We start from the raw sequence: 23840 nt of genomic DNA, 5'->3' as shown, positions 1-23840 counted from the left end.
CGCTTCCCGGTGGTGACTTTGACCCAGAGGTCGCGGTTGATACAGCCCAATCCAGGCGCTACTTCGAGCGGTGCCCTTTAAGCCTAGTGGGCCAAGCTGATGTGGAACGGACCTTGAATGATCCACAGTAGATTCACTGACCGCCGGAAGGACATCCCGATGAACCCCATCAAGACGTTGACCACTCTCGGTCAAGCTGTGTGGCTCGACTATATTCGCCGCGGACTGCTCGACAGTGGTGGCCTGGAGAAACTGATCCAGGACGATGGAATCAGCGGCGTAACATCGAATCCGGCGATCTTCCAGAAGGCAATCGCCGGGAGTCGGGACTACGCCTCGGCAATCGCCGCCATAGCCCATCAACAGGCCTTGGACGATGAAGGAGTATACGAGCGGCTCGCCATCGCGGACGTGCAACGGGCCGCGGATCTGCTCCGCCCGGTGTATCAGAAGTCCAAGGCCCGCGACGGCTACGTCAGCCTCGAGGTGTCACCTCGCCTCGCGATGAACGTATCGGCCACCTGCGCGGCGGCACGCCGGCTCTGGAAGGAGGTCGATCGCCCCAACCTGATGATAAAGGTTCCCGCGACGCCAGCCGGCATTGAGGCCGTCGAGGAACTGGTCGCCGAGGGACTGAACGTCAATGTCACGCTGTTGTTTTCGTTGATGGTCTATGAACAGGTTGCCGAGTGCTACCTGCGAGGACTGGAGCGTCGCCGCCATGCCGGACTGTCGCTGGAGCACACTGTTTCTGTCGCGAGCTTCTTTCTAAGCCGGATCGACACCGCCGTGGACGCCCGAATCAAGGATCGAGTCGCCAACGGTCCCGGTGATATCGAGCGTTCGATGCTGGAAGCCGCCGCAGGTCAGACGGCTGTCGCCTGCGCACGGCTCGCCTATCAACGTTGGCGCCAGATCTTCAATGGACCACGATGGGATGCATTGGCGGCAGCAGGCGCACGTCCACAGCGTCTCTTGTGGGCCAGCACAAGCACCAAGAACCCGGCGTATGACGACATACGCTACGTCGAGATGCTCGTTGGTCAGGAAACGGTCAACACCGTTCCCCCAGCAACGCTCGATGCCTATCGTGATCACGGTCGTCCACGTCTGACCTTGGAAACCGGCCTGGATGCCGCGGCACATACACTCGAAAACCTGGATCGGGTTGGCATCGACCTGGCCGGAATTACCGACACGCTCCTGAACGAGGGCTTGGAACAGTTCAACACTGCTTATAGCCGATTGCTCGACACCGTCTCTGCTGCACGTAAGCAAGCAATACAGGCACCGATCGACCACCAAACCCTGCATCTGCCGGCTGCGCTGGACGCACGACTCGGCCAACTGCTGAAAGAGTGGCACGAAGACCGCACCGTGGACCGGCTCTGGTCGCGTGATGCCACATTGTGGACGGGGCGAGGCGAGAACCAGTGGCTGGAATGGTTGGACATTGTACCAGCCCAAATCGGTCGCCTGGCCGATTTGCGCAGCATCGGCCATCTGTTCGAGGGACAGTACTTCGAGTACATGGTCCTACTTGGCATGGGCGGTTCCAGCCTAGCGGCTGAAGTATTCGGAAGTGTGTTCGGGAGCGCGTCCGCCCATCCGTCACTGATCGTGCTGGACGGCACCGACCCCGATCAGACACTTCGTGTTGAACGAGCCATCGATCTGGATCGGACGTTGTTCATCGTCTCCAGCAAATCCGGGACGACATTGGAACCCGACATGCTGGCCGATTATTTTCTTGACCGCCTCACGGAGAAGATCGGCGAACAACGAGCCCCGCTACATTTCATCGCGATCACAGACCCAGGGTCGCCGTTGGAACGCCGCGCCCTCGCCCGTGGTTTTCGGGCGGTCTATCACGGTCGCCGCGGTATTGGTGGACGCTATTCCGCTCTATCCGATTTCGGCATGGTGCCGGCCTCGATGCTTGGCATTGACCTTGAGCGCTTCCTGGAACGCACGGCGATCATGGTCGAGGCCTGTGCCGTCGCGACCCCCGCGGCAGAAAATCCTGCGGTTGTGCTCGGTCTCTGCCTGGGAGCTGCACGCCAGGCCGGATGGGACAAGGTGACGTTCATTGCGACGCCCGGCATCGAGTCGCTTGGCGGCTGGCTGGAGCAGCTGTTGGCGGAATCCACCGGCAAGTTCGGTACGGGGCTGATACCAGTCAACGGCGAGGAACCGGGTGTGCCCGAGTCCTACGGTGAAGACCGATTGTTCGTCCAGTTGCGGCTGGCAACGGAACACGACCCCGAACAGGATGCAGTGGTCGATCATCTGGTCGATGCCGGCCACCCGGTTGTGCGTATCGATATCACCGACCAGTACGATCTCGGCCAGGAGTTCTTCCGCTGGGAATTCGCCACCGCTGTGGCCGGCGCGGTGATGCACCTCAACCCATTCGACCAACCGGATGTCGAGGGCGCCAAGCTGGCCGCCCGACAGATAGCGACCGGCGTCCGCGACGGACAACCACTCCCGGACGCTAAGCCCCTTGCCTGTAGAAACGATCTATCCCTCTATGCCGGCGACGGCTACGCGGAGATCCTAAGCAATCGAGCTGGCCACAACCCCACATTCGGCGATCTGCTGGATGCTCACCTGCGGCAACTGCAGCCCGGTGACTACTTCGCCTTGCTCGCGTACCTCGACCGCGGCGATGAGCAGGTCGCAACGCTGCTGCAGGCCATTCGGCATAGGGTGCGAGATCGTTGCCGAGTCGCCACGTGTCTCGGATACGGTCCGCGTTACCTGCACGCCACGGGTCAGGTCTATAAAGGCGGTCCTGCTACCGGTGTGTTTCTGATGCTGACACGCGACGTGATTGACGATATCGCGTCGCCCGGACGCCAGTTGCGCTTTGGCATCACGCAAACAGCGCAAGCGTTGGCAGACCAGAACGAACTGATCGACCGGGGTCGCCGTATCGTGCGAGTACATCTTGGTAGAGATCCGGTTACCGGATTGGAAGAGTTGACCAGCTTGGTACTGCGAACCAAAGCTGGTTGATGTTTCCCGGTCGATATCACCCAGCGGTTGCGTCGCTAACTGTAATAGCAGGTGAAACACCCTATCAAACTGGGTCTTGGAAAGATGGCATCAGGCTTGCAGCGTACAGACCAAGCCCAGCCCATGGCGCGGCGAATCAACTCACGATATGTATTGAAGGAGACAAGTAATGAAACTCGCGAGCAAACCTTTGACCGGCGCCGCGTTCGGCATCCTACTGATTGGCGCGCTGAGCGTGGCGCAACCATCCCTGGCCGCAGCAGCCGATGCCTACCTTACGGACGCGGAAGGCCAACCGGTGCTTTCAGGCGGTGGTGGCTGCATACACACCGGATCCTGGAAGACATCCATGCCCACCTGCCCTGAGCCGACGTTGGTGGTAGAAGATGATCAGGCCATGATCGTGTTCGCCGTCGATGACGCCGAATTTTTTGGCTTCGACAAGGCCGAGCTGAATGATCAGGTCAAGGCCGACCTCGACGACGTCGTGGCGGCCGTTGACAACGCCGACCTTTTCCAAAGCATTACGATCACTGGTCATGCGGACAAGATCGGACCCGCACCCTACAACGAGCAGCTCGCGTTGCGGCGAGCCCAGAATGTAAAAAACTACCTCGTAGCAAAGGGTATCCCGGCCGAACGCGTCCTGGCCGTAAGTGACGGTAGCTCCGCACCGCTGGTCACGTGTCCCAGTATCAAAAGCGAAAACAAGTTGATTCGCTGTCTGGCACCAAACCGCCGCGTCGACATCGAAGCAATCCTGGCCGACACGGTCGACATCGCCACGATAACGCTGGCGTCGCCCAACGAGTAGATCGATACCGGGTCGCCGTACTGGCGACCGACCAAATTCTCATCCTCCCCTGATTTCCCCCGGTCGGCCGAATCGTCAACCGGGGGATCTTTTTGCTTCGAACCGTCGCGCCGTTGTTGCATCGGTCTGCCGATCTGCATACGCGGTTCCTTTCCACCAGACAACACCACCGTCCTCGGTGCCTATTGGCCAATGCGTCGGGACTCGTACCGGCAAACCCTTGAATCCCCAGCACTGAGCGTCCAGCGGATCTGGCACGCCGCTTGCGATACTCAATGTGAATCTGCGGCCACGTTGGCACAGACCAAATCCGAATACACAATCGAGGAGACTACGAAATGAAAACCAAAGCATTTTCGACACTGCATCGCCCTCTGACAGCGACTGCCCTGGCCATCGCACTCGCTTGCATGGCAGCGTCGACTTTCGCCGACGATACCAAGGCCGACGGCGACAAAACTGCGGCGGACGCGCAGGCTCAGATGACCGAACGCGAGACGGTCGCTCATTTCGAAGGCTGGGAAGACCCGGACATGTCGCGCATCGCAGTGCACGGTGGACGCGCCCTTCTCCGCCATGTCCAAAACGCCCACACCGACCTTGCAGAAAACAAGCTCGGTGAGGCCCGCGCCGCGCTCAATGCGGCTGACGACTTCGCCGAGGGCCTGCAACTGATGGTTCCGTATACCGTTGTGGTCGACAACATCCGCAATGCCAAACATGAACTGCTCGCCGCGACGACTGGGGTGATTGTCGACGACCTGCTGCCGATTTACGCGAGTCTGGAAGAGATGGCCGAGTACGCTCCAGAGCTGGCGAATCAGGCCAAGTCGAAACTCGACGAAGCCGTAACACACGCGCAGAAGGGTGACAAAGAAAAAGCAGCGGCGAAACTGGATGAAATCGCCGCGGAGATCTCTGCGACCACAGTTTACCTGCCTGTTCTCTACGTCGAAAACCAGGTGGAAGCCGCCCGAAAGTCGCTGGACCAAGATCCACCCAATGTCACAATGGCGCAGACGGCCGTCGATAACGCCCTGTTGAGCCTCGTACATGCAACCGTCAGCATGCATATCTTCCCCGAGGAAAAGGCAACCGCCAAGAGCGCACCTGCTCAATCACAGACAACGGATAAGCAAGCCGGATAATCCGCGAGAACCTCATCCCTTTGACTCGCTGATTGATCGCCGGACGTATCGTCCGGCGATGCCTTTCTATTGGTCATCTCATGAGGGAAAAGAAGCGAATCAATGCGGGCCTGACTGCCAATTGCCATCCTGTCGGCGAAACATTGGTAACCCTTCAAAGACGGCGTTCAGACAAATAGCAACGGTGTGATCGGATGTCCTTTGAGCAACTTGTCGGCCAAGATCAACGCCGCCGCCGTCCAAGTCTGGTTCAAATTGGCATAGCGTCCAATGAGACCGGCGCTTTTTCCGTCGTAGTACTCCGGCCACGCATCTTGCTCCAGGCGTTCGGCTGCGAGTTGGTACGCACGCTGCGCCAGGGCGTTGTTCCCTGTTTTTAGCGCGGCGGCGACGAACACCCACAAAAGGACCGGCCAATTGCCGGCATTGTGATACGACCAGGGTCGGTTCTTCGAATCACCCCCGGTCAACAGACACCAGGCCTCTCCTTCCAATGCCGGATAGCACAGCTTGAGCGGCATTTGACCTATCAGCTCGGGCCAATGGGATTCAAACAACCTCATCACGGCTGCAGTCTGCTCGGCCGTCGCCAGACCGAAGAGTATTGCCAGCAGATTGCCCTGAGCAAAGAACCGAAAATCCATGCGACCGGGTCCCAGGTTGCCGGCGAAGTAACCCGCGTCATTGCCGACCCATTCCGCTACCCATTCCGGCACAGCATCGGGCTGGATGTTGTGCAGATTGACCCCGGACTTACCAAACTCTTCGTTCGGGAAACGATGAATATCACGCATACGGAACAAATCAATCCAGTACCACTTGCGGACGTAGTCCCGCAGCCGTGCCGCACGCGCCTCCGCGCAAGCCACCAGTCGTTGATTCTCGGGTGATTTCGTCAGAAATCTCAGTGCGCCGCGAAGCGCTCGGTAGAACAACGCCTGGATCTCGAGCGGGTGCCCATAGACTCCCATGCGCCTGTCGACCATGAATGCGCCGTCTGGGACCATCAGTGTCGGGAACACCTCGAACGCGTCATTGGCACTGAGCGCCAATACCCGCTCCAGGTTGTTTTGTACGTCGTCTTGCCGCGTGATCTCAACGTCTCCCGTTGCGTCGACATACACGCACAACAGCCATGTCCACCAGAATAGTGAATCCACCGGAGCAACCCTGCCGATCGCGCGATCTCCAAAATCGCCCTCGAGCGTTTCCGAGCCACCCGCGCCTCGCACCACACGAAAACTCGCCGGCATCACCGAAGGATGGATACTGGCTTCCGTGCTCTCATGTTCTTGCTCGGTAATGTCCAACACAGCGAGCAGAAACGCGCGGACAATGCCGGGGTTCCCATCAGCGAGGAACACCAGACCAGAAACGAAAAAATCCCGAATGAAGCACTCGCCGTGGTTCTTTGCTGGCGGGCGGTCCGGATCGCCGACGGCCGCCGTTCCGATGGGTCGACCATCGCAACAGATCACGGACCTGTTCAGCAATGTATAGGCCTTTTGCAGTGATTCGTCGTTCATGCTATGTGATATTTGGAGAGCTGAGGTGAAGTCACTTTCTGCGCAACAGAAGCAGCAGTGGAGCCATCATCAGAAAACTGAACGCGATGAGCTGGAAGGTCTGCGCAAAGGCCAGCATCGACGATTGGCGACCCAATTCTCGTGCGAGCAACGCCGGCGCCGCCGGACTTGCCATATCGATGCCTTGCGCTGCCAGCCAATGATGCAGCGAGGTATTATATGGGTTGATGTGTCCACCCAACTGGTTCCAGCCGGCCTGACCGAATCGCGTATACCAGGTCACAGCTATCGACACCCCGACGGCACTGCCAATGGTGCGCGCCAGGTTGAACAACCCAGCGCCGGCGTCCGCCTGCGCAGGTGCCAAAGAACCGTAGGCCATGGCCGACAGTGGTACAAATACTGCGCCCATGCCAAGACCCTGCACCACACCTGGCCAGATGACCCATCCTGGACTGATGTCCAGGCTGTACCCTGACATGAGCCAGGTGCCCGTAGCCGCCAACAGCATGCCGGTCCCTACCAGCCAACGGTCGTCAACGTGTCCGGCCAACCGCGCGACGATGGCCATGGATACCGCCGATCCAAGGGCCCTTGGCGCCATCACCAAGCCGGTCATTTCAGCAGGGTAAGAGAACAGACGCTCCAGCATGATGGGCTGTATGGCCACTGTGCCAAACAGGCCCAGGCCAAACACCAACATCATGCCGGAGGCGACCGCCAGATTGCGGTCGCGGAACAGTCGAAGATCGACAATTGGACGATCGACGCTGAGTGAGCGCACAACGAACAGCACGATGCCGAGCACCGCGGTGACCGTCAACACGTCTATCAGCCCCGACTGCCACCAGCCCTCCTGGTTACCGCGATCGAGCAGTATCTGCAGACTGCCGATGCCGATCACCATGAGAACCGCACCCAGCCAGTCAGTGCCGACAGGGCGACGCGCTGTTTCCCCGATGAACCGCCGCACCAGAACGAGGTTGAGCAGTCCGACGGGAAGATTGATGTAGAACACCCAGCGCCAATCGAGATGCTCGGTAACGAGACCGCCGACTGTTGGTCCGAGTACGGGACCGAGCATGATTCCGATACCCCAGATCGCCATCGCCTTGCCGCGTTGATCGTCAGGGAAAGCATCGACCAGCACAGCCTGCGACAACGGTATCAGTGGCGCGCCCGCTACGCCCTGTAACAGTCGGAAAGTAACGATTTCCGCGAGCGAGCTGCTTTGACCACATAGCGCGGAGGCGACGACGAATCCTGCGATACCAACCGTCAACACACGGCGTCGCCCAAACCGTCCGGCCAGAAAACCGGTCAGTGGAATGGTAACTGCCTCGGCCACGATGTAGCCAGTCAGGACCCAAGTCACCTGGTCCGCGGTGGCTCCCAGGGCACCCATCATGTGCGGAAGGGTGACATTGACGATGGTCATATCCATGATGACCATGATGGTCGTCAACATCAGGGCGAGCCCTGACAGCACCTTGTTACCCGCTATTGTCGGCGTGCTCACCCGCAGTCTCCCGTCACGTCAGTCACGCGACGCGGCCGTATCGATCGTGACCTCACTGCTGGCGCCCACACGCAGGCCCGATACCGGATTCAGCAGGCGAACTCGAACCGGGAATCGCTGCGTCACCTTCACCCAGTTACCAGTGGCATTCTCCGGTGGTAGCAACGAAAAGGCTGTGCCGGAAGCCGGGCTGAGACTTTCGACCCTGCCCTCAAACGTCTTGTCGGGTAGCAAGTCGACCTTGACCTTCGCCGCTTGGCCGGGCCGGATCTGCACCAGATCGGTTTCTTTGAAATTGGCATCCACCCAGACCTCTCCGGTTTCCACCAGTGCGAACACCGGGCTTCCCGCACTGACGAAACTGCCGGGGCGAAGGTCGACTTCACCGACAACACCATCGGTTGGGGCGACAATGCGCGTATGTTGCAGATCGAGCTTGGCCTGTCCCAGTGCCGCCTCGGCCGCCTTGACCGAGGCGTTGTCGTCACCCACCGTTCCGCGTCGCGCCTCCGCGGCCGCGAACTCGGCCCTGGCAGCGACAAGGTTGTCACGGGCATCCTTGAATGCGCGCTCGGCTGCGTCTCCTTCATCTTTAGAGGCAGTGCCCTTGGCCACCAAATCGCGGACACGCGCGGAGTGATGCCGCACCTCCTGCAAGGTTGCATTGGCGGCATCCACCTGTGCTTTGGCCGCCGCGACCTGGGCGTTCGCGGCGCTCACCGTGTCTTTGGCCTGTTGTAGCCGCGCATTGGCCTGCTGCACCGCGAGCTCAAACGCCGCTGGATCGATGCTAAACAACAGGTCACCCTCCGAAACCGGCTGGTGACTGTGCACCGGTACGGTGGCGACCGGGCCGCTGACCTGCGCGGCCATGCGAGCCACGTGCATGCTCAGATAGGCATCGGCAGTCGAAGGGTGTGCCTGGTCATAGCGATAGTAGTACCAAGCGGCGGCACCCCCGATGGCGACGATCACAAGGATGATCAAGAGACGGCGTAGATTCATTGTCTTTGCTTCCATGGCCGGCGTGGCATTCGTTGATTTCCCGTGGCAGGTAAACCCATCACTCACTGTCTAGTCGATCGATCGCGTACAACCGATGATCCTGATCGATCGCTTTCTCCATAAGTAGCAATTGCCTTGCCAAGCGCACCCACTCGCGCCGACATAAGACTAGGGCCGGTCCCCACAGAGAAAGCGCAGACGCCGTGACGTTCATATCCGTGCCGACCGCCGATCGAGCCCGCAGTGGACTCGACGATCACAATCTCACTTGGTCCAACAGCCACAACTTATGGTGCAAACAAACCGAGTCTCAATTCGGCGGCGACGCCTTCACGCCCCATGCGATCGATTACCGGTTGTGCGAACGTCCACCAAGGTCGAGACAGCGACTGCGGTCGAAGGCAAGAAGCGCCCCTTCACCAAGGGCACAGAACCCCTGGTCATGAAGCAATCGCCGGCGCACTCGGCACGATTCCTGCCCAAGACTTGTTGTCCGTCTTCGAGTACTGGCGCCAGGCGCTGGCAATACCGACACCTGACCTGGCAAGACATGGTGTCGACGACGATGGCGTGAACCCCGCAACTTCTCTGGAGAACCAAACAGTGGACATCACCTTGCTTTCACCCCTTGTTTCGATTCTGTCCGGCATTGCCATCCTGGTTTGGCCTCGCCTGCTCAGTTACATCGTGGCGTTCTATCTGATCCTGTTCGGTCTGATGGAGATCATCCCGCGCCTGCAGATCGCAGCTTAGCTTCGACCTAGCGGTACGCCTACGCGTACAACTCGCAACGCTATTTCTCTTGCGTCCGCCTGTGCGTGTCGAAAGAACTACTCTGCACAGGCCAAGCGCTCAATGGCACCTTGCCTGATCTGCCAACGCACAGCGGGCAAGCAGCCAACGCTGTCGATTCACGCCTACGAACGCCGAACGGCCAGGCCCGCCGGTCGATATCGCTCGGGCAAGATCCTCGCCAAGGGTGCTTGCCTGCCGAGGCGTAGAGGATTGCGGCGGCGCAGTCACGCAATCCGACGTTGTGTTGGGGAATAAGAACCAAGCGCGCGGTGACTATGCGCCAACACCGCGCAGTCCGCATCCGAGGCCGTGAGAAATATCGCGGCGATTCAAGACACTGCGGAATTGGCAGGGAAGTTGCCATACATAAGGCATACAAGCGCCATTCGGAGATTACAGCGTGAGCAGTCAGCAAAACCCCATTATCGCGATCAACCAGGCACGTATCGCCAACCGCCCCGACAGCTACGAGACAATGATGCATGTCGGGCCGAAGGTCTGCATCACGACAGCATCGCATCCCGGATTTCTCGGGTTCGAACAGCTGTTGCAGATCGGCATCCATCCCATGGCCGGGCGCTATGGTGGTGGTGCCATCGACATGCGCAACGGCGAACCGCCGTTGAACCCGATGGGCATGTACCAGTACACGGTGTGGAAAGACGTGCACTCGCACGAGGAGATGCACCACGACAACTTCGACACCATCTACGAACTGTGTGGACACTGTCTCGACATGGTGATTGAAGGGCCGTGGGAACCCTACTACGAGATCATCGCCTCCGATCTGCCACAGCTGATGAGCATGACCGATGTGCCGACGGTACTCGGCGAATCGTTCGCCGCCCAGCAGCCGGTGCCAAAAGTCGCATTGTCGGGTCAACGGGCGGTCGTCATAGGCGACCACTGGGTGATGCACGGTCACGAGCACGAGTTCGAAGAAGGGGCGCAGGCAACCCTGAAATGGATGAAGGAAAACGTGCCCGGCATGGTTGGCTGGATGGTGCTCAAGCAGTTCGGCGTGTCAGCAATCGGCTCGTTCCAACTCGATCCGGAAGGCATGCTCAAGGCCACCCTCGGCGCCAACCCACCGAAATACAACACCAACTATGGCTCAGAGGTGCACAACAAACCTCCGATCCCGGCACAAACCCCCACCCAGTATCTGGTGCACATGGAATGGGAGAGCCCGGACCACGCCCACATGGGGCTGGGGCACGCCATGGTCGACTACGAACTGCGCCAGATCCACAACGACGGTGTGTTGCGGCATCTCGACCGCGGACCCTACTACCAGGTTTTCGCACCCATGATGGAACAGGGCCTGTGGCGTCGCCACCTGGTCAAGTAACCACTGAGCATATACGGAGAGCAAGCATGAACACCAAACCCCATGTGCTGATACTCGGCGGCAACTTTGCCGGCCTGGGCAGTGCGCAGAAGATCCGAGAATTCGCCGGCGACGCGGTACGCATCACCCTGGTCGACCGCAAACCCTACCTGCTTTACGTACCGAACATTCCCAGCGAGGTGTTTGAAGGTCGCAATCCTTCACGCACCATGCTGATGGACATCGTCGCGCCACTGACCGACGACGGCGTGGACTTCGTCCAGGCCGAGGTCGTCGGCATTGATCCCGACAACAAACACGTTAGTTGCGTACCAAGCGAGCGCCCGGGTGCCGCGTCGTTCCGCATTGACTACGACTATCTGGTCATTGCACTGGGCAATCGACTGGCGTTCGACAAGATCGAAGGCTACGCCGAGTACGGCCACACCGTTACCGATACCTATCAGGGCGAGCGCCTGCGCCGTTATCTGCTCAATGACTATCAGGGCGGACCGATAGCCATCGGCTCAGCACGCTTCAACCAGGGTGATGGCGCGCACGGCCTCGAGCCGTATCCAGGCGGCAGTGTCCCGGACGCGTTGGCCGCATGTGAAGGCCCGCCGGTCGAAACCATGCTGTCAGCGGCCACCTGGCTAAAGACCCATGGTCGCGGCGGTCCCGACAAGATCACCGTGTTCACACCGGCGAGCATGATCGCCGAGGACGCCGGCGAAAAGGTGGTTGGTGAACTGCTCGGCATCGCGTCGAACATGGGATTCAACTACAAAAACCAACTGCAAGACATCAAACGGATCACGGCAGAAGGTATTGAGTTTGCCAATGGTGACTCGGTCGAGGCCGAACTGAAGATCATCTTCCCCGACTGGGAACCGCACGAGTTTCTCAAGGGGCTACCGATCAGCGACAACCGCGGCTTCATCGTCACCGATCTGCTAATGCGCAACCCGGACTATCCCGAGATCCTGGCCGCCGGCGACTGTGCCGCCGTGACCGTTCCCAAGTTGGGCGCGATCGGCCACGCCGAGACAGAGATTGTAGGTCGCCAGATCGCCAAAGATGTCGGCCGCATGAATCCTGAAGATGCCGATAAGCCGCTCGCTCCCGTCGTGCACTGCATTGGTGACATCGGCAACAACCAGGCCTTCTATATACGGTCGAACAGCTGGTTTGGTGGCGATACCCAGGTGCTGAAGATGGGCCATGTCCCTTACCTACTGAAAATGCAGTACAAGAATCTGTTCTTCAAGACGCGCGGCAAGATGCCACCCTGGGGCCTCGATGCCGCCGAACTGCTGGCCGAAAAACTGTTCGCCTAGGAGGGGATCATGAACGATACGCATGCCTCTCCTGCTGGCCCTCCTACGTTGAGTGAAGAACAATGGCAGGGGCTTGCACGCCTGGCCGACCTGGTCAACGCCATGAGCGGACCGTTCGCCGGGCCCGTGACGGGCACCGTCAACCGGTCGATGGAACTGGCCTCCCGGTATGATCTGGGGCAGTTACTGGAGGCCGTGCTGGACACGGCCGAAGCCTTGCGCGCAAGCGGGCTGTTGAAACAGATTGGAGACAATGCCGACCTGATGGCCGACAGCATCCGCCTGCTCGCCCCGCTGCTCAAGGGTTCACCGACACAACTCAATGCCCTTCCGCTGGCCGATCTGCAAAATGACCTGAAACGTCTGCACCGGCTGCTGGACAAGGCAGAGCTGTTCAGCGAGTACGCTGCCGATCACCTGGCCGGACCAGCCGTGCGCTGGAGCGTCGACGCGGCAGAATTCGCTCAAAGGGAGGCCCTGGGTGAAAGCATCAAAGAAGCGATGCAGACGCTCGGCCACCTCCACCGAAACGGCACTCTCGTTTGGTTACGCGACATCAGCGACTATCTCGAAGACCGTGAACAACAGCGTCTTCTGGGCAGCCTGGCCGGCAGCGGGATCGGCGGAGCCGCCAATCTGCCGGAGCGCGCGCGCAAACTGCTGCATGGCGTGCAGGCCGCCATGGACGACGCCGCCGGCGATGCCGACCACTTGGGTGGCCTTTCAGGACTGCTGCACCTGATGCGCGACCCCGAGGTCCAACGCGGCCTACGAACACTGGCCGTGCTACCCAGCTATCTCGAAGACGGCGGAACCTGCTGACCGGCCGCCATCGGGCTCCTAGGCCTACTTACCATGGCTGCCGATTCTTCAAGCACCCTCGAGCAGCGGATCGACGTCGAAGGCCGTGATCCCAGGGTCTCCGCCGAGACCCGGGCGGTGCTGCGTGAGCTGATGCTAGACCTGCATACAGACCTCGAACGTCGCGAACGTATCGAGGCGCACTTCACCCAGCGTCTGCGGTGGAGCGTGGTTCTACTCGGCCTGATTGCTGTGCTGGCCGGCGGATTGATGTATCACCTAATCGATCAAATGGACTCGCATATGCAGACCATGTCGCAGCAGATGCAACGAATGACCGCGAGCGTTGCCGGAATGCATGCGGCCGTGGCGGAGATCGGTGCGGACACCCATCGCATCGTCGAAGGTCTGGGACAGATCGAACAGGGCATGTTGGCGATCGAGGCACCCATGCGCAGCCTGCCGGCGATGCAACAGGACGTTGGCAGAATCGGCCATGCAGTGATCTCCATGGGCGCCGAGATGAACGCCCTCCGCGCGGAGGTCGGTGGCATCAATGCGAGTACCGCCATTATGCGACGACCGTTTCGCGTGATGGACGGGTTCCTGCCATGAATGCCGGATCGTACGGGAGACCGCTGTGAAACTGGGGCGGCCAAAATGGCGCGACTCTGTCGCACTGGCAGCGCTCGGGGTGGTCTTCGGCGACATCGGCACCAGCCCAATTTACACCATGAACGTCGTCTTCTCACCGGACAGCGGTATCGACACCTCGGCTGCTAACATCCTGGGAATTCTGTCACTGGTCTTCTGGTCGCTACTGCTCATCGTCACGATGAAATACATGGTTTTCGTGATCAAGGCGGACCATGACGGTGACGGCGGCGTTATCGCACTGGCAACACTGTTGGGCAAGGGCCAAAGCGGGCGCCGCTCGCGCTGGTTGCTGTTAGGTGTAATCGCGAGCGCGCTCCTGATTGCCGACAGCATGTTGACCCCGGCCATCTCCGTCCTGAGCGCAGTGCAGGGGCTCGAACTGATCTCACCGCGTGTCGAACCTTATGTGCCGCAAATAGCTGGGTTGATTCTATTGTCGTTGTTCTTAGTGCAACGACACGGTACCGCCACGATCGGTGCCCTATTTGGGCCGACGATGGCATTGTGGTTTGTGACGATCGGCGGCCTGGGTCTGGCATGGATACTCAAGGCACCCTCCGTGTTACAAGCCGTCGACCCTCGCTATGCCTTCGCATTTCTTTCCGCCGGGGGATGGGAACCCTTCCTGATACTTGGCTCGATATTCCTCGTCGTCACGGGCTCGGAAGCCCTGTACGCAGACCTGGGGCACTTCGGTCGAACGCCGATCCGCCACACATGGTGGTACCTCGTCTGGCCATCGCTGCTTCTAAACTATTTCGGACAGGGCGCCCTGCTTCTGAGCAACGCATATCACCCGGTCAATTCCTTCTTTGCCATGGCGCCGCCGTCAGCGGTCGCGCCATTGCTACTATTGGCCACGATAGCAACCGTTATCGCATCTCAGGCCGTGATAACCGGCGCGTTTTCACTGTTCAAGCAACTTGTCGAACTGGACTACTTCCCGCGCCTGCAACTGACACATACTTCGGCATTGCAGGAGGGTCAGGTATACGTGCCCACGGCAAACTGGTTATTGATGAGCGGCGCCCTGGCGCTCGTGCTTCTGTTTCAATCACCCGATTCGCTGGCCGGCGCCTATGGACTTGCCATCGGTGGTGTCACATTGATCACGTCACTGCTGTATCTGCGCTATTTCCGCACCGTCCTTGATCATCGCCTGCCAGGCACCCTCGCCCTGGGCAGCCTTCTTCTGAGCATGGATATGACCTTTCTCGGTGCTTTGCTGTTCAAACTTGCATCTGGCGCCGTGGTTGTTCTGATCATCGGCGGCCTGTTGCTCTTGGTCATGCTGGCCTGGCACTGGGGACAGCAGCGGGTCCGGGAGAACCGGCAGTGGCTGTCCCCCAGCATCAAGGAGTTTCTCGCAGACGCGGCGGTAACCGCGGCGGGACGCGCCGATGGCACCGCATTATTCCTGACCCACGACCCGGCTATTGTGCCGCTGAGTCTGGCAAAGAACTTTCGCCACAACCGCATTCTGCACCGCGAAAACTATCTGCTCGCCATTGATGTGCAAGACCGCCCGCGCGTTCCGCTTGATCAAAAGCTCAGTATTGACAAACTGGGGCGCGGTTTCTTCTCGGTCATCTTCCGTACCGGGTACATGGAGCGGCCAACCTTTGCGACCGTTCGATCACTACTCAATCAAAGCGCCTACCCTGTGGGTGCGGGTGACTTGAGCATTTTCGTCAGCCGTATCCGCCTTGGCCAGACTGGCGCGGGCACGCCCGGCGCATGGCGTTCGAGACTGTTTGACTTTCTGGTTCGCAACAGCCCAGGCATTGCACGCCATCTCGGCGTTCCCGAGCATGAGCTCGTAGAAATCGGCACGACTCTGGGATGTTCACGCGATCAATCAGTCAATCAGGCCTTACCCGTCGACTACGCGCACCCATCACCATGAGGCGGCGAATTGACGAGACTTACAGACCCAAATCGGCTGGCCATCGATCGCTTCTTCAGTCAGTCAAACACTTTCAACCATGGAGGCGGTAACGTGACACGACTTGACCTTTCAAACGCCGTAGAAAGATTCGGCGCCCATTCGATCTGGATCGGCGTAGCGCTGCTCGTCACTGGCTTCCTTGGCGCGCTGATGCCCATTGCAATGTCCGAATTCACCATCATGCTTGTCGCGGTCATGATGATCAGCGGTGGTGTGCTGTGGGCTTGGCATAGTGCTAAACATGGCGCTAGCTGGGTCGACTGGATCAAGCCCCTTGCGCTTCTCCTCGCCGGTGGCTTGGTTGCCTACGAGCCGTTCGCCGGTATCGCCAGCGTTGCGCTGCTGGTCGCCGTGTACCTGGCAATGGATGCCGTTGCCAGTTTTTCGATCGTGCGTCAGGACCGCAAAGGGCCTGGTAGACGCTGGATGGTTGCCAATGGCATAGCAGACGTTCTTCTACTGATCGCGGTGCTATGGGGTTGGCCGCAGTCCTCGTTGTGGACCGTCGGTCTATTCGCTGCCATTAGCCTGGTTCTCGATGGCTGGGCGCTGGTCATGATCGGATGGTCACTGCGACATCGGCACAGCTCCCGGGACTCGTCGTAGTTTCGATCGTACGGCTGTTGCTCTGTCGGGTACGTCAAACAATCATCAGTCCGGAGAACAGCCTATGGGTCAAATCGAGATATGGATGATACGCCACGGCGAAACCGATTGGTCGCAAGCCGGACGGCACACGGGTCGCAGCGACGTACGCCTCACAGCGCACGGCCGGGAACAGGCGCTACGGCTCGCGCCACTACTGAGCAAACAGGTATTCGACCGCGTCTGGTGCAGTCCGCTTTCACGCGCCCAGGACACCGCTGACCAGGCTGGGTTCAACGACAGGTTCGATCTAATGACCGACTTGCTCGAGTGGGACTACGGCGTGTACGAAGGCCTCACGACCGACGAGATCCGAATTTCGCAACCCGCTTTCAGCACCTGGACTGCAGAGATCGAAGGTGGGGAGACCCTGCAGCAAGTGGGCATACGCGCCAAACGCGTCATCGATCGGGCCGCAACAGAGAAAGGCCGTACGCTGCTGTTCGCACACGCGCACCTGCTCCGTATCCTGACGGCGAAGTGGCTGGGGCTGGAACCCGACGCCGGCCGGCTGCTTGCGCTCGACCCGGCCTCGGTCTCGATTCTCGGTCATGAACACGAGACCCGGGTTATCCGGCTGTGGAACCTTACCCAGACCTGGTGCGACTGAACAAAGAATGTGTCACCTGGCATTTCTCGTCAACACGCGGCGATCAACCTGAGATGCGTGGCATTCGGGATGCAACGTCATCTCAACCGGAATGCTCTCGCTGGCCGGCCAGGAGCCGGTCTAGTGCCTGCCGGATCTCCTCGATGATCAAACGCTTTGCACGGGGCTCGTCCGTTTCCGGTATCTCCCATTCGAAGACTCTCAGGTACTTGTCTACCAACTGCTCAACATCCTGATCCAACTCGCGACGCCGCTTGTCCATCTCGAAGTCTTCCATCTTACTCATACCTTCTTTCGACACCAGATTCTCCAATCGTCAATTGTTCGTGGTCTGCGACGGTGCGAATCGGCCCACTAGGCGATGGCCATGCGCTTCGCTGGCGATACCTGAACTTCCAACAGTATCCGCACCGATGTCAGATCCGACATGTCGACAGCATCACGTTTTGAGAAAGCTATGTAGCCATCAGGCCGAACCAACATGACGCCCCGACCTGGCGCCGAACGGATTGCGACAGCACCTTCAAGCGCTTCGGCGATTCTTCCTGCTTTCTCCGCAATTAACGAATCAACGTCTCGGCCAAGCAAGAGAAGGAAGCGGCTCCCGATGCCATCACCACCGCGCATGGAGTCATCTAGGTAGCGCTTGCCTGGTCCTTCAACAATAGGGCTCCCGTGGTATGAGACACCCAGTTCGGACAACACCTCCACAAAGGCATGTTGGAATGGCACCAGCCGCGACACCATAGGAATCACCGTATCGCGTAGCGACTGGGCGAACTTACTGGGTGTCGCCATCGCCCTGGTCAGGAAATCCGTGATCTCAACGACATGCTTGATCACGGGAAGGCGCTCCGTGCTATAGCTATCGAGCAGTTGCTCGTTGCCTTTCCCCTTCAAGAACAAATCGAGCTTCCAGACCAGATTCCAGGCGTCATGCAAACCGGTGTTCATTCCCTGGCCACCAAACGGGCTGTGAATATGTGCGGCATCGCCGGCAAGGAAGAATCTGCCCGAGCGCAGCTGCGTGACATTTCTATGATGAATACGGAAGTAGCTGCTCCAGTACAAGCTGTACGCCTCCAGGCCAGCAGGCGCCCGCTCTTCCAGGATCTGCCGCACGAGTTCCAGCGACGGCGCCTCGCCAGTGGCTTCTCGGACCGTCGCGACAATTCGACGGCGCGTAGCGCTCATCGGAAAGATAGCCAACGGGCCGGCTTCGTTGGGACACAGCTGAAGCTGATCAGCCGGCAGACCTTCATTTGTTTCAATGTCCGCCAACAAAAATTGATCGTGGTACTCGGCACCATCGAACGGAAGATCCAGATGATGGCGGACAGCGCTATGCGCACCGTCGCAACCCACGACGAAGCGCACGGTGAGCTCGCGGCGTTGACCGTTGTGATCCAGAGTTACGCGTACGTGGTCGGCGTGTTGGACGGCAGAAACGAAAGACGTTTCGTACTCGATAGCACCGCCCCGTTCAGCCAACTGATCTACCAGCAGTTTCTCGGTCCGATTCTGCGGTACCATAGCGATGAATGGATAGGGGCTCTCCTCTGGCGTGAATGGCATATGAGCCAGTACACGGCCATGAGCGGCGACTTCAACAGAGGTCACTCGGTGTGCTGCTGCAAGAAAAGGATCGGCCAGCCCCGCCATATCCAGGATCTCAAGCGTCCGCGGGAAGATCGCCAGCGCCTTGGAATGCACCGACTGAGCCGGTCTTTTTTCAACGATCTGCCAATTCAAATCCCGGCGCGCACATTCGTTCGCGAGAAACAGTCCTACCGGTCCAGCGCCGACGATCAGCACATCGGTGTCAGTTGTTGTGTCCTGCATGCCTTCTACCTCCAATTCAAATTCGTGCAACGCTTGCTAAGCCAATTAGGGAAAAGGCGGAACACTCGGCTCCGTTCCCTCGAAATCCGCCGCTGGGTGATGCGTTTTGACCAATTCTTCAGTTGCCGCTAGATGCTATTTGGGCACGTCAACGAGGATGAGCAACTGACCACTATCAATTGCATCCTGAAACCTCTTTATGTGGACATTGTCTCCTGCGAGACCCACCATGCCACCGATCCATGAACCCATGCCAGCACCCACCACGCCGCCCGCGAGCACTGCGCCGCCGGCCACTACGACGCCGGGAAATGCCAAAGCGGTCAGTCCAGCAAGCACACCCGCAGCTCCGCCGAGCGCCACACCGCGCTCGAGTGCCGGTACAAAGTCGGAGGTCTGCAACGGCCCCGCGTCGGGCAGTTCACCCAACTCCGTGTCGGGTGACGCGACAATGTGGATATGGCGCTCTTCCACTCGTGCCAGCAACAGCTCCCGCACGATGTCCCGAGCGGTACTTGTATCAGGTACCAAGAAATAAAGGCGACGCATGGTTGCTGCTCCTCTCTGGATGAAATTGCCGCCTTCGCGCTGTATCGGTGCACGACACCTGCGACGATTCGGTCAACTGGCTTATCTGATACAAGCGTCAGCAACATCCGTACCACGAGGTGGGTACTCGCATACCGCCCCCTTGCGATAAGGACATGCCTGTCGGTTTCGGCACGAGCGCAGGGGCTAACCGTAAGAGACCGCCATCCCCGAACGCTGCCTCTGGTGCAAAGTCCCCGCAGCGAATGGTTGACAGCGACCAATCCATGCCCTGGATCGCCGATGAGCGCCCGACATACCTTGGCCGCTTAATGCCGTGTGATTGGCATGATTCCTGAGTAGCTGACACTCAGGTTCTAGAGAAACTGCGTGGTCTCCCATCCGCATGTACCGCCGACAAACAAAGCGCTATGGACTGGACCCTGAACACCTCGCCATCATGGCAGCCATTCCGTTGATGCTGATCGCGGGCGCTTGCATGGCAGCTGATCTAGTCGATGTGGACCCATCGGGTCCGATCGCATTGCGCGAGCGCGACCTGATGCTGGTCGCGTTTGGACTGATGTTGATCGTGTTGATTCCGGTATTCACGATGACCGCCTGGTTCGCCTGGCGGTATCGCGCCACGAACATCCAAGCCAACTATGCGCCCGACTGGTCGTCGACACGCCTCGATGTCATCGTTTGGCTGGTACCTGCAGCTATTGTTGCGGTTCTCGCGTGGCTGACGTGGACATCCACTCACCGGCTCAACCCTTACAAACCGATCGAATCGGATATCCCGCCTCTTTCGATACAGGTGGTTGCATTGGATTGGAAGTGGCTGTTCATCTACCCGCAACAAGGGATCGCCACAGTGAATCAGCTGGTGATCCCGGTCGGCCGGCCGGTCAGCTTCGACATCACGTCGAACACCGTTATGAATTCGTTCTTCATCCCGCAGCTCGGTGGCCAGGTGTATGCGATGGCAGGCATGCGCACTGAGCTGCATCTGCTGGCTGATCGGCCCGGCACCGTTTTCGGCGAGAACACGCAGTACAGCGGACGCGGTTTCCCTTATCAACACTTCGAAGTCACTGCAAAGCCCGCGGCGGAGTTCGACGCATGGATAAACGACGTGAAAAAGCGGGGTGGCTCGTTGACGCAAGTGCACTTCGAGACGCTGGCACGTCCCAGCATCCGCGAGCCGGTCCACTGGTTTGGATCAGTGGAGAACGGTTTGTTCAAACACATCATCAATCAATTCACAACCGCTACGCAGGCTCAGTGAACCAGAGATGAGATCCGCATCATGCTAGGAAAGCTCACGCTCGAAGCCATTCCCTACACCAACCTTATCGTGATGAGCGCCGTCGCGTTCATGGTCCTGGTTGCCCTGGCCATCGGTGCCGTAATCACGTGGTATCGACAGTGGGGCTACCTCTGGCGCGAATGGCTGACCAGCGTAGATCATAAGCGAATCGGCATCATGTACATCGTGCTGGCGCTGGTCATGCTGCTGCGTGGATTCGTTGATGCTGCAATGATGCGCGCGCAGCAGGCTCTGGCCGTCGGCCCGGACCAGGGTTACCTGCCACCACACCATTTTGACCAGATCTTCAGCGCCCATGGCACCATCATGATCTTCTTCATGGCGATGCCGTTTCTGACGGGATTGATCAACATCGTGGTCCCGCAGCAGATCGGCACGCGCGATGTCGCCTTCCCGTTCTTGAACTCGGTCAGCCTCTGGCTTACAGCAGCTGCCGCCATGCTGGTGATGCTGTCGCTTGGCATTGGGCAGTTTTCCACCGCCGGCTGGACCGGGTATCCACCGTACTCCGAACTCGCCTACAGTCCGACGGTCGGTGTCGACTATTGGATCTGGGCAGTGCAGATCAGCGGCATCGGAAGCACCCTGACCGGGATCAACTTCCTGGTAACGATCCTGAGAAACCGCGCCCCCGGCATGACACTGATGCGGATGCCGCTTTTCACCTGGACCGCCCTTTGCGCCAGCATTCTGATGGTGCTTGCCTTCCCCGCTCTGACCGTGGTCACCGCCATGCTGGCGCTGGACCGCTACCTCGAAATGCACTTCTTCACAAACGGCGCTGGCGGCAACATGATGAACTACGCCAACCTGTTCTGGATCTGGGGCCACCCGGAGGTCTACATTCTGATCCTGCCGGCCTTCGGCGTGTTCTCCGAGGTCGTCGCGACTTTTTCGAGTAAGCGCCTGTTCGGCTATCGCTCACTGGTCTGGGCGACCATCTCGATCGCACTTTTGTCGTTCACCGTCTGGTTGCATCACTTCTTCACGATGGGTGCCGGCGCCAACGTCAATGCCGCCTTCGGCATTGCGACGATGCTGATCGCGATACCCACAGGCGTGAAGTTGTTCGACTGGCTACTGACCATGTACCGCGGGCGGATCCGCTTCGACACGCCGATGCTGTGGACCCTGGGGTTCATCCCGTCGTTCGCGATTGGCGGCGCCACCGGTGTGATGCTGGCAGTACCGCCGGTCGACTTCATGATGCACAACAGCGAATTCCTGGTCGCCCATTTCCACAACATGCTCATCCCCGGTGCCCTTTTCGGTTATCTGGCAGGCTACATGTACTGGTTTCCCAAGGCCTTCGGCTTCCGTCTCGACGAGCGCTGGGGCCGACGTGCCTTCTGGAGCTGGCTGATCGGATTCCACCTCGCTTTCCTACCGCTATACGTACTCGGCCTGATGGGCATGCCGAGGCGCATGGAGCACTATGGCAACCCCGAGTGGCAGCCTTGGCTGATCGCCGCCGCTGTTGGCGCGGCGCTGATCATGGTGGGAATCGCCTGTTTGGTGATTCAGCTGCTGGTGAGCATACGTAATCGCGAACAACTTGCGGACGCCTCGGGAGACCCCTGGGACGGCCGCACCCTGGAATGGGCCACTGCCTCACCGCCACCGGTCTACAACTTTGCCTTGATACCCAACGTGCGCGCCGTAGACGCATTTTTCGATATGAAAGCGCGTGGCTCCGCGCCGACGGCTCCCGAATGCTATCAGGACATTCTGTTGCCGAAAAATACCGGCATCGGTTTCATCATCGGCGGCGGGGCTCTCGTACTCGGTTTCGCACTGATCTGGCATATCTGGTGGCTGGCCATCGTCGCCGCCTGCGGCATTATCGCAGCCGTGGTTGCGCGCAGCTTTGTCGATCACACAGAGTATGTGATTCCGGCCGAGGCCGTGGCGCGCATCGAGCGAGCGAGGGCCCCTCGAGCGGAAGCGGCGGGACGTGCTCCGACGGGATTCGGTTCATCTCCGGCCACGCAAGAGGTCTGAGACATGTCAGACGTCAGCATTACCGACGCGATCGTCGCTCAACCGGGGAACGGGTTCGCCGAGACACGCGCAACCAGAGCGTTGGGCTTTTGGATCTACCTGATGAGCGACGCGGTCATTTTCGCGCTGCTATTTGCAACCTACGCCACGATGATCGGCAACTATGCGGACGGTCCGAGCGGAAAGACCCTTTTCAACCTGACTCATACCTTGGGTGAAACGACGCTGTTGCTGACCAGCAGCCTGACCTGCGGCCTGGCTACGTGGTCGGCACAACAGCGGCGCGGTGGAACGGCGGTGGCCTGGTTGCTCGTCACCCTCGCGCTCGGCCTGGGATTCATTGGAATGGAGATCGTCGAGTTCATGGGATTGTTGCACCAGGGCGCCGGACCACAGCGCAGCGGCTTTCTGTCCGCCTTTTTCACGCTGGTCGGTACCCACGGCTTGCATGTCAGCGTGGGAATCGTCTGGCTGCTGGTGATGATCGCACAGATCGTCATTAAGGGGCCCAGCAGCTGGGTGCAGTCGCGGCTGCAACGCTGGAGCACATTCTGGCACTTCCTCGACATCGTCTGGGTCGGGATATTCTCAATCGTGTATCTGCCGGGGATGCTATGATGGCCGGTGTCAAGAGCGCCCGTTCACCCCATCTGAAGCGCTACCTGACTGGATTCGTCTCAGCGATCGCACTCACTGCCTTATCCTTTGTGCTGGTCGGTGCGGCAATTTTCTCAAAGCCAGTCACCCTCGCCGTTATTGCGATCGCTGCCATCGCCCAGATCCTGATACACCTGCGCTACTTCCTGAATCTGACCTTCTCCCCGCGCAACACCTGGTTCGTCGTGGCTATCGTTTTTACCGCATTGATTCTGCTCATCATGGCGGGCGGTACCCTCTGGATAATATTCGACCTCAACCGCCACATGATGCTGTAAGCGCCCAGACCGGCTCGAACTCCCTACCGAACCGGTACGTCCAAG

General features: G+C 59.3%; 20 protein-coding genes and 1 pseudogene. 15 read left to right on the top strand and 6 right to left on the bottom strand.

The genetic code is table 11. The features are described 5' to 3' along the window. Nucleotides 1–159: 159 nt before the first annotated feature. From H6955_13050 to H6955_13040, 3 genes are all read left to right on the top strand, one after another. Nucleotides 160–3021, top strand: a complete 2862-nt coding sequence (locus tag H6955_13050) for a bifunctional transaldolase/phosoglucose isomerase (protein MCP5314482.1) — start codon at nucleotides 160–162, stop codon at nucleotides 3019–3021. Between the two features lie 169 nt (nucleotides 3022–3190). Then, nucleotides 3191–3835, top strand: a complete 645-nt coding sequence (locus H6955_13045; protein ID MCP5314481.1) for an OmpA family protein — start codon at nucleotides 3191–3193, stop codon at nucleotides 3833–3835. Nucleotides 3836–4173: 338 nt separating this feature from the next. Then, nucleotides 4174–4983: a YfdX family protein gene (locus tag H6955_13040; GenBank protein MCP5314480.1), complete on the top strand. Its 810-nt coding sequence runs from the start codon at nucleotides 4174–4176 to the stop codon at nucleotides 4981–4983. 167 nt (nucleotides 4984–5150) lie between these two features. Here H6955_13040 and H6955_13035 read toward each other — a convergent pair whose 3' ends face one another. From H6955_13035 to H6955_13025, 3 genes are all read right to left on the bottom strand, one after another. Next, the gene (locus tag H6955_13035; protein ID MCP5314479.1) at nucleotides 5151–6509 is read right to left on the bottom strand and encodes an alkaline invertase; all 1359 of its coding nucleotides are present in this window, start codon (nucleotides 6507–6509) and stop codon (nucleotides 5151–5153) included. Nucleotides 6510–6540: 31 nt separating this feature from the next. After that, complete coding sequence (locus H6955_13030; GenBank protein MCP5314478.1) at nucleotides 6541–7977, bottom strand: DHA2 family efflux MFS transporter permease subunit; 1437 nt, start codon at nucleotides 7975–7977, stop codon at nucleotides 6541–6543. A gap of 69 nt (nucleotides 7978–8046) precedes the next feature. Beyond that, complete coding sequence (locus H6955_13025) at nucleotides 8047–9033, bottom strand: HlyD family secretion protein (protein MCP5314477.1); 987 nt, start codon at nucleotides 9031–9033, stop codon at nucleotides 8047–8049. 339 nt (nucleotides 9034–9372) lie between these two features. Here H6955_13025 and H6955_13020 point away from each other — a divergent pair, with 339 nt between their 5' ends. From H6955_13020 to H6955_12985, 8 genes are all read left to right on the top strand, one after another. Beyond that, nucleotides 9373–9786 (top strand): DUF3096 domain-containing protein, encoded by a 414-nt coding sequence (locus tag H6955_13020; GenBank protein ID MCP5314476.1) that lies wholly within the window; start codon nucleotides 9373–9375, stop codon nucleotides 9784–9786. 442 nt (nucleotides 9787–10228) lie between these two features. Further along, nucleotides 10229–11179 (top strand): sulfur oxidation protein, encoded by a 951-nt coding sequence (locus H6955_13015; protein ID MCP5314475.1) that lies wholly within the window; start codon nucleotides 10229–10231, stop codon nucleotides 11177–11179. Between the two features lie 26 nt (nucleotides 11180–11205). Then, on the top strand, nucleotides 11206–12495 hold the full coding sequence (locus H6955_13010) for an FAD-dependent oxidoreductase (protein MCP5314474.1): 1290 nt from the start codon (nucleotides 11206–11208) through the stop codon (nucleotides 12493–12495). A gap of 9 nt (nucleotides 12496–12504) precedes the next feature. Next, nucleotides 12505–13317, top strand: coding sequence for a DUF1641 domain-containing protein (locus H6955_13005; protein ID MCP5314473.1), 813 nt, complete (start codon nucleotides 12505–12507; stop codon nucleotides 13315–13317). Nucleotides 13318–13350: 33 nt separating this feature from the next. Continuing rightward, nucleotides 13351–13911: a hypothetical protein gene (locus H6955_13000; GenBank protein ID MCP5314472.1), complete on the top strand. Its 561-nt coding sequence runs from the start codon at nucleotides 13351–13353 to the stop codon at nucleotides 13909–13911. Nucleotides 13912–13936: 25 nt separating this feature from the next. Beyond that, nucleotides 13937–15859, top strand: coding sequence for a KUP/HAK/KT family potassium transporter (locus H6955_12995; GenBank protein ID MCP5314471.1), 1923 nt, complete (start codon nucleotides 13937–13939; stop codon nucleotides 15857–15859). Nucleotides 15860–15952: 93 nt separating this feature from the next. Further along, the gene (locus tag H6955_12990; GenBank protein MCP5314470.1) at nucleotides 15953–16507 is read left to right on the top strand and encodes a DUF308 domain-containing protein; all 555 of its coding nucleotides are present in this window, start codon (nucleotides 15953–15955) and stop codon (nucleotides 16505–16507) included. Nucleotides 16508–16571: 64 nt separating this feature from the next. Further along, complete coding sequence (locus tag H6955_12985) at nucleotides 16572–17156, top strand: histidine phosphatase family protein (protein ID MCP5314469.1); 585 nt, start codon at nucleotides 16572–16574, stop codon at nucleotides 17154–17156. 82 nt (nucleotides 17157–17238) lie between these two features. Here the strand turns inward: H6955_12985 and H6955_12980 are convergent, their stop codons facing one another. The 3 genes and pseudogenes from H6955_12980 to H6955_12970 form a co-directional block, all read right to left on the bottom strand. Continuing rightward, the gene (locus H6955_12980) at nucleotides 17239–17442 is read right to left on the bottom strand and encodes a hypothetical protein (protein ID MCP5314468.1); all 204 of its coding nucleotides are present in this window, start codon (nucleotides 17440–17442) and stop codon (nucleotides 17239–17241) included. A 68-nt stretch (nucleotides 17443–17510) separates the two neighbouring features. Then, nucleotides 17511–18998, bottom strand: coding sequence for an FAD-dependent monooxygenase (locus H6955_12975; GenBank protein MCP5314467.1), 1488 nt, complete (start codon nucleotides 18996–18998; stop codon nucleotides 17511–17513). Between the two features lie 45 nt (nucleotides 18999–19043). Then, a pseudogene (locus H6955_12970) lies at nucleotides 19044–19547 on the bottom strand (DUF1269 domain-containing protein). 439 nt (nucleotides 19548–19986) lie between these two features. On the opposite strand from H6955_12970, the gene cyoA reads away from it, so the two are divergent. Genes cyoA through cyoD form a run of 4 tightly spaced genes read left to right on the top strand, consistent with a single transcriptional unit; the run spans nucleotide 19987 to nucleotide 23795 of the window. Further along, nucleotides 19987–20817 carry a ubiquinol oxidase subunit II gene (gene cyoA / locus H6955_12965; protein MCP5314466.1) on the top strand — a complete coding sequence of 277 codons (831 nt, stop codon included), beginning with the start codon at nucleotides 19987–19989 and terminating at the stop codon, nucleotides 20815–20817. 21 nt (nucleotides 20818–20838) lie between these two features. After that, on the top strand, nucleotides 20839–22860 hold the full coding sequence (gene cyoB / locus H6955_12960; GenBank protein ID MCP5314465.1) for a cytochrome o ubiquinol oxidase subunit I: 2022 nt from the start codon (nucleotides 20839–20841) through the stop codon (nucleotides 22858–22860). 3 nt (nucleotides 22861–22863) lie between these two features. Then, on the top strand, nucleotides 22864–23478 hold the full coding sequence (cyoC, locus tag H6955_12955; protein MCP5314464.1) for a cytochrome o ubiquinol oxidase subunit III: 615 nt from the start codon (nucleotides 22864–22866) through the stop codon (nucleotides 23476–23478). Further along, the gene (gene cyoD, locus H6955_12950) at nucleotides 23478–23795 is read left to right on the top strand and encodes a cytochrome o ubiquinol oxidase subunit IV (protein MCP5314463.1); all 318 of its coding nucleotides are present in this window, start codon (nucleotides 23478–23480) and stop codon (nucleotides 23793–23795) included. Before cyoC ends, cyoD begins: the two co-directional genes overlap by 1 nt. Nucleotides 23796–23840 lie beyond the last annotated feature (45 nt).

This window comes from Chromatiaceae bacterium (assembly GCA_024235395.1).
GTDB lineage: Bacteria > Pseudomonadota > Gammaproteobacteria > Chromatiales > Chromatiaceae > Thiosocius.
Note: the sequence above shows the minus strand (reverse complement) of the source record. Positions and strands in the feature narration are given on the sequence as shown.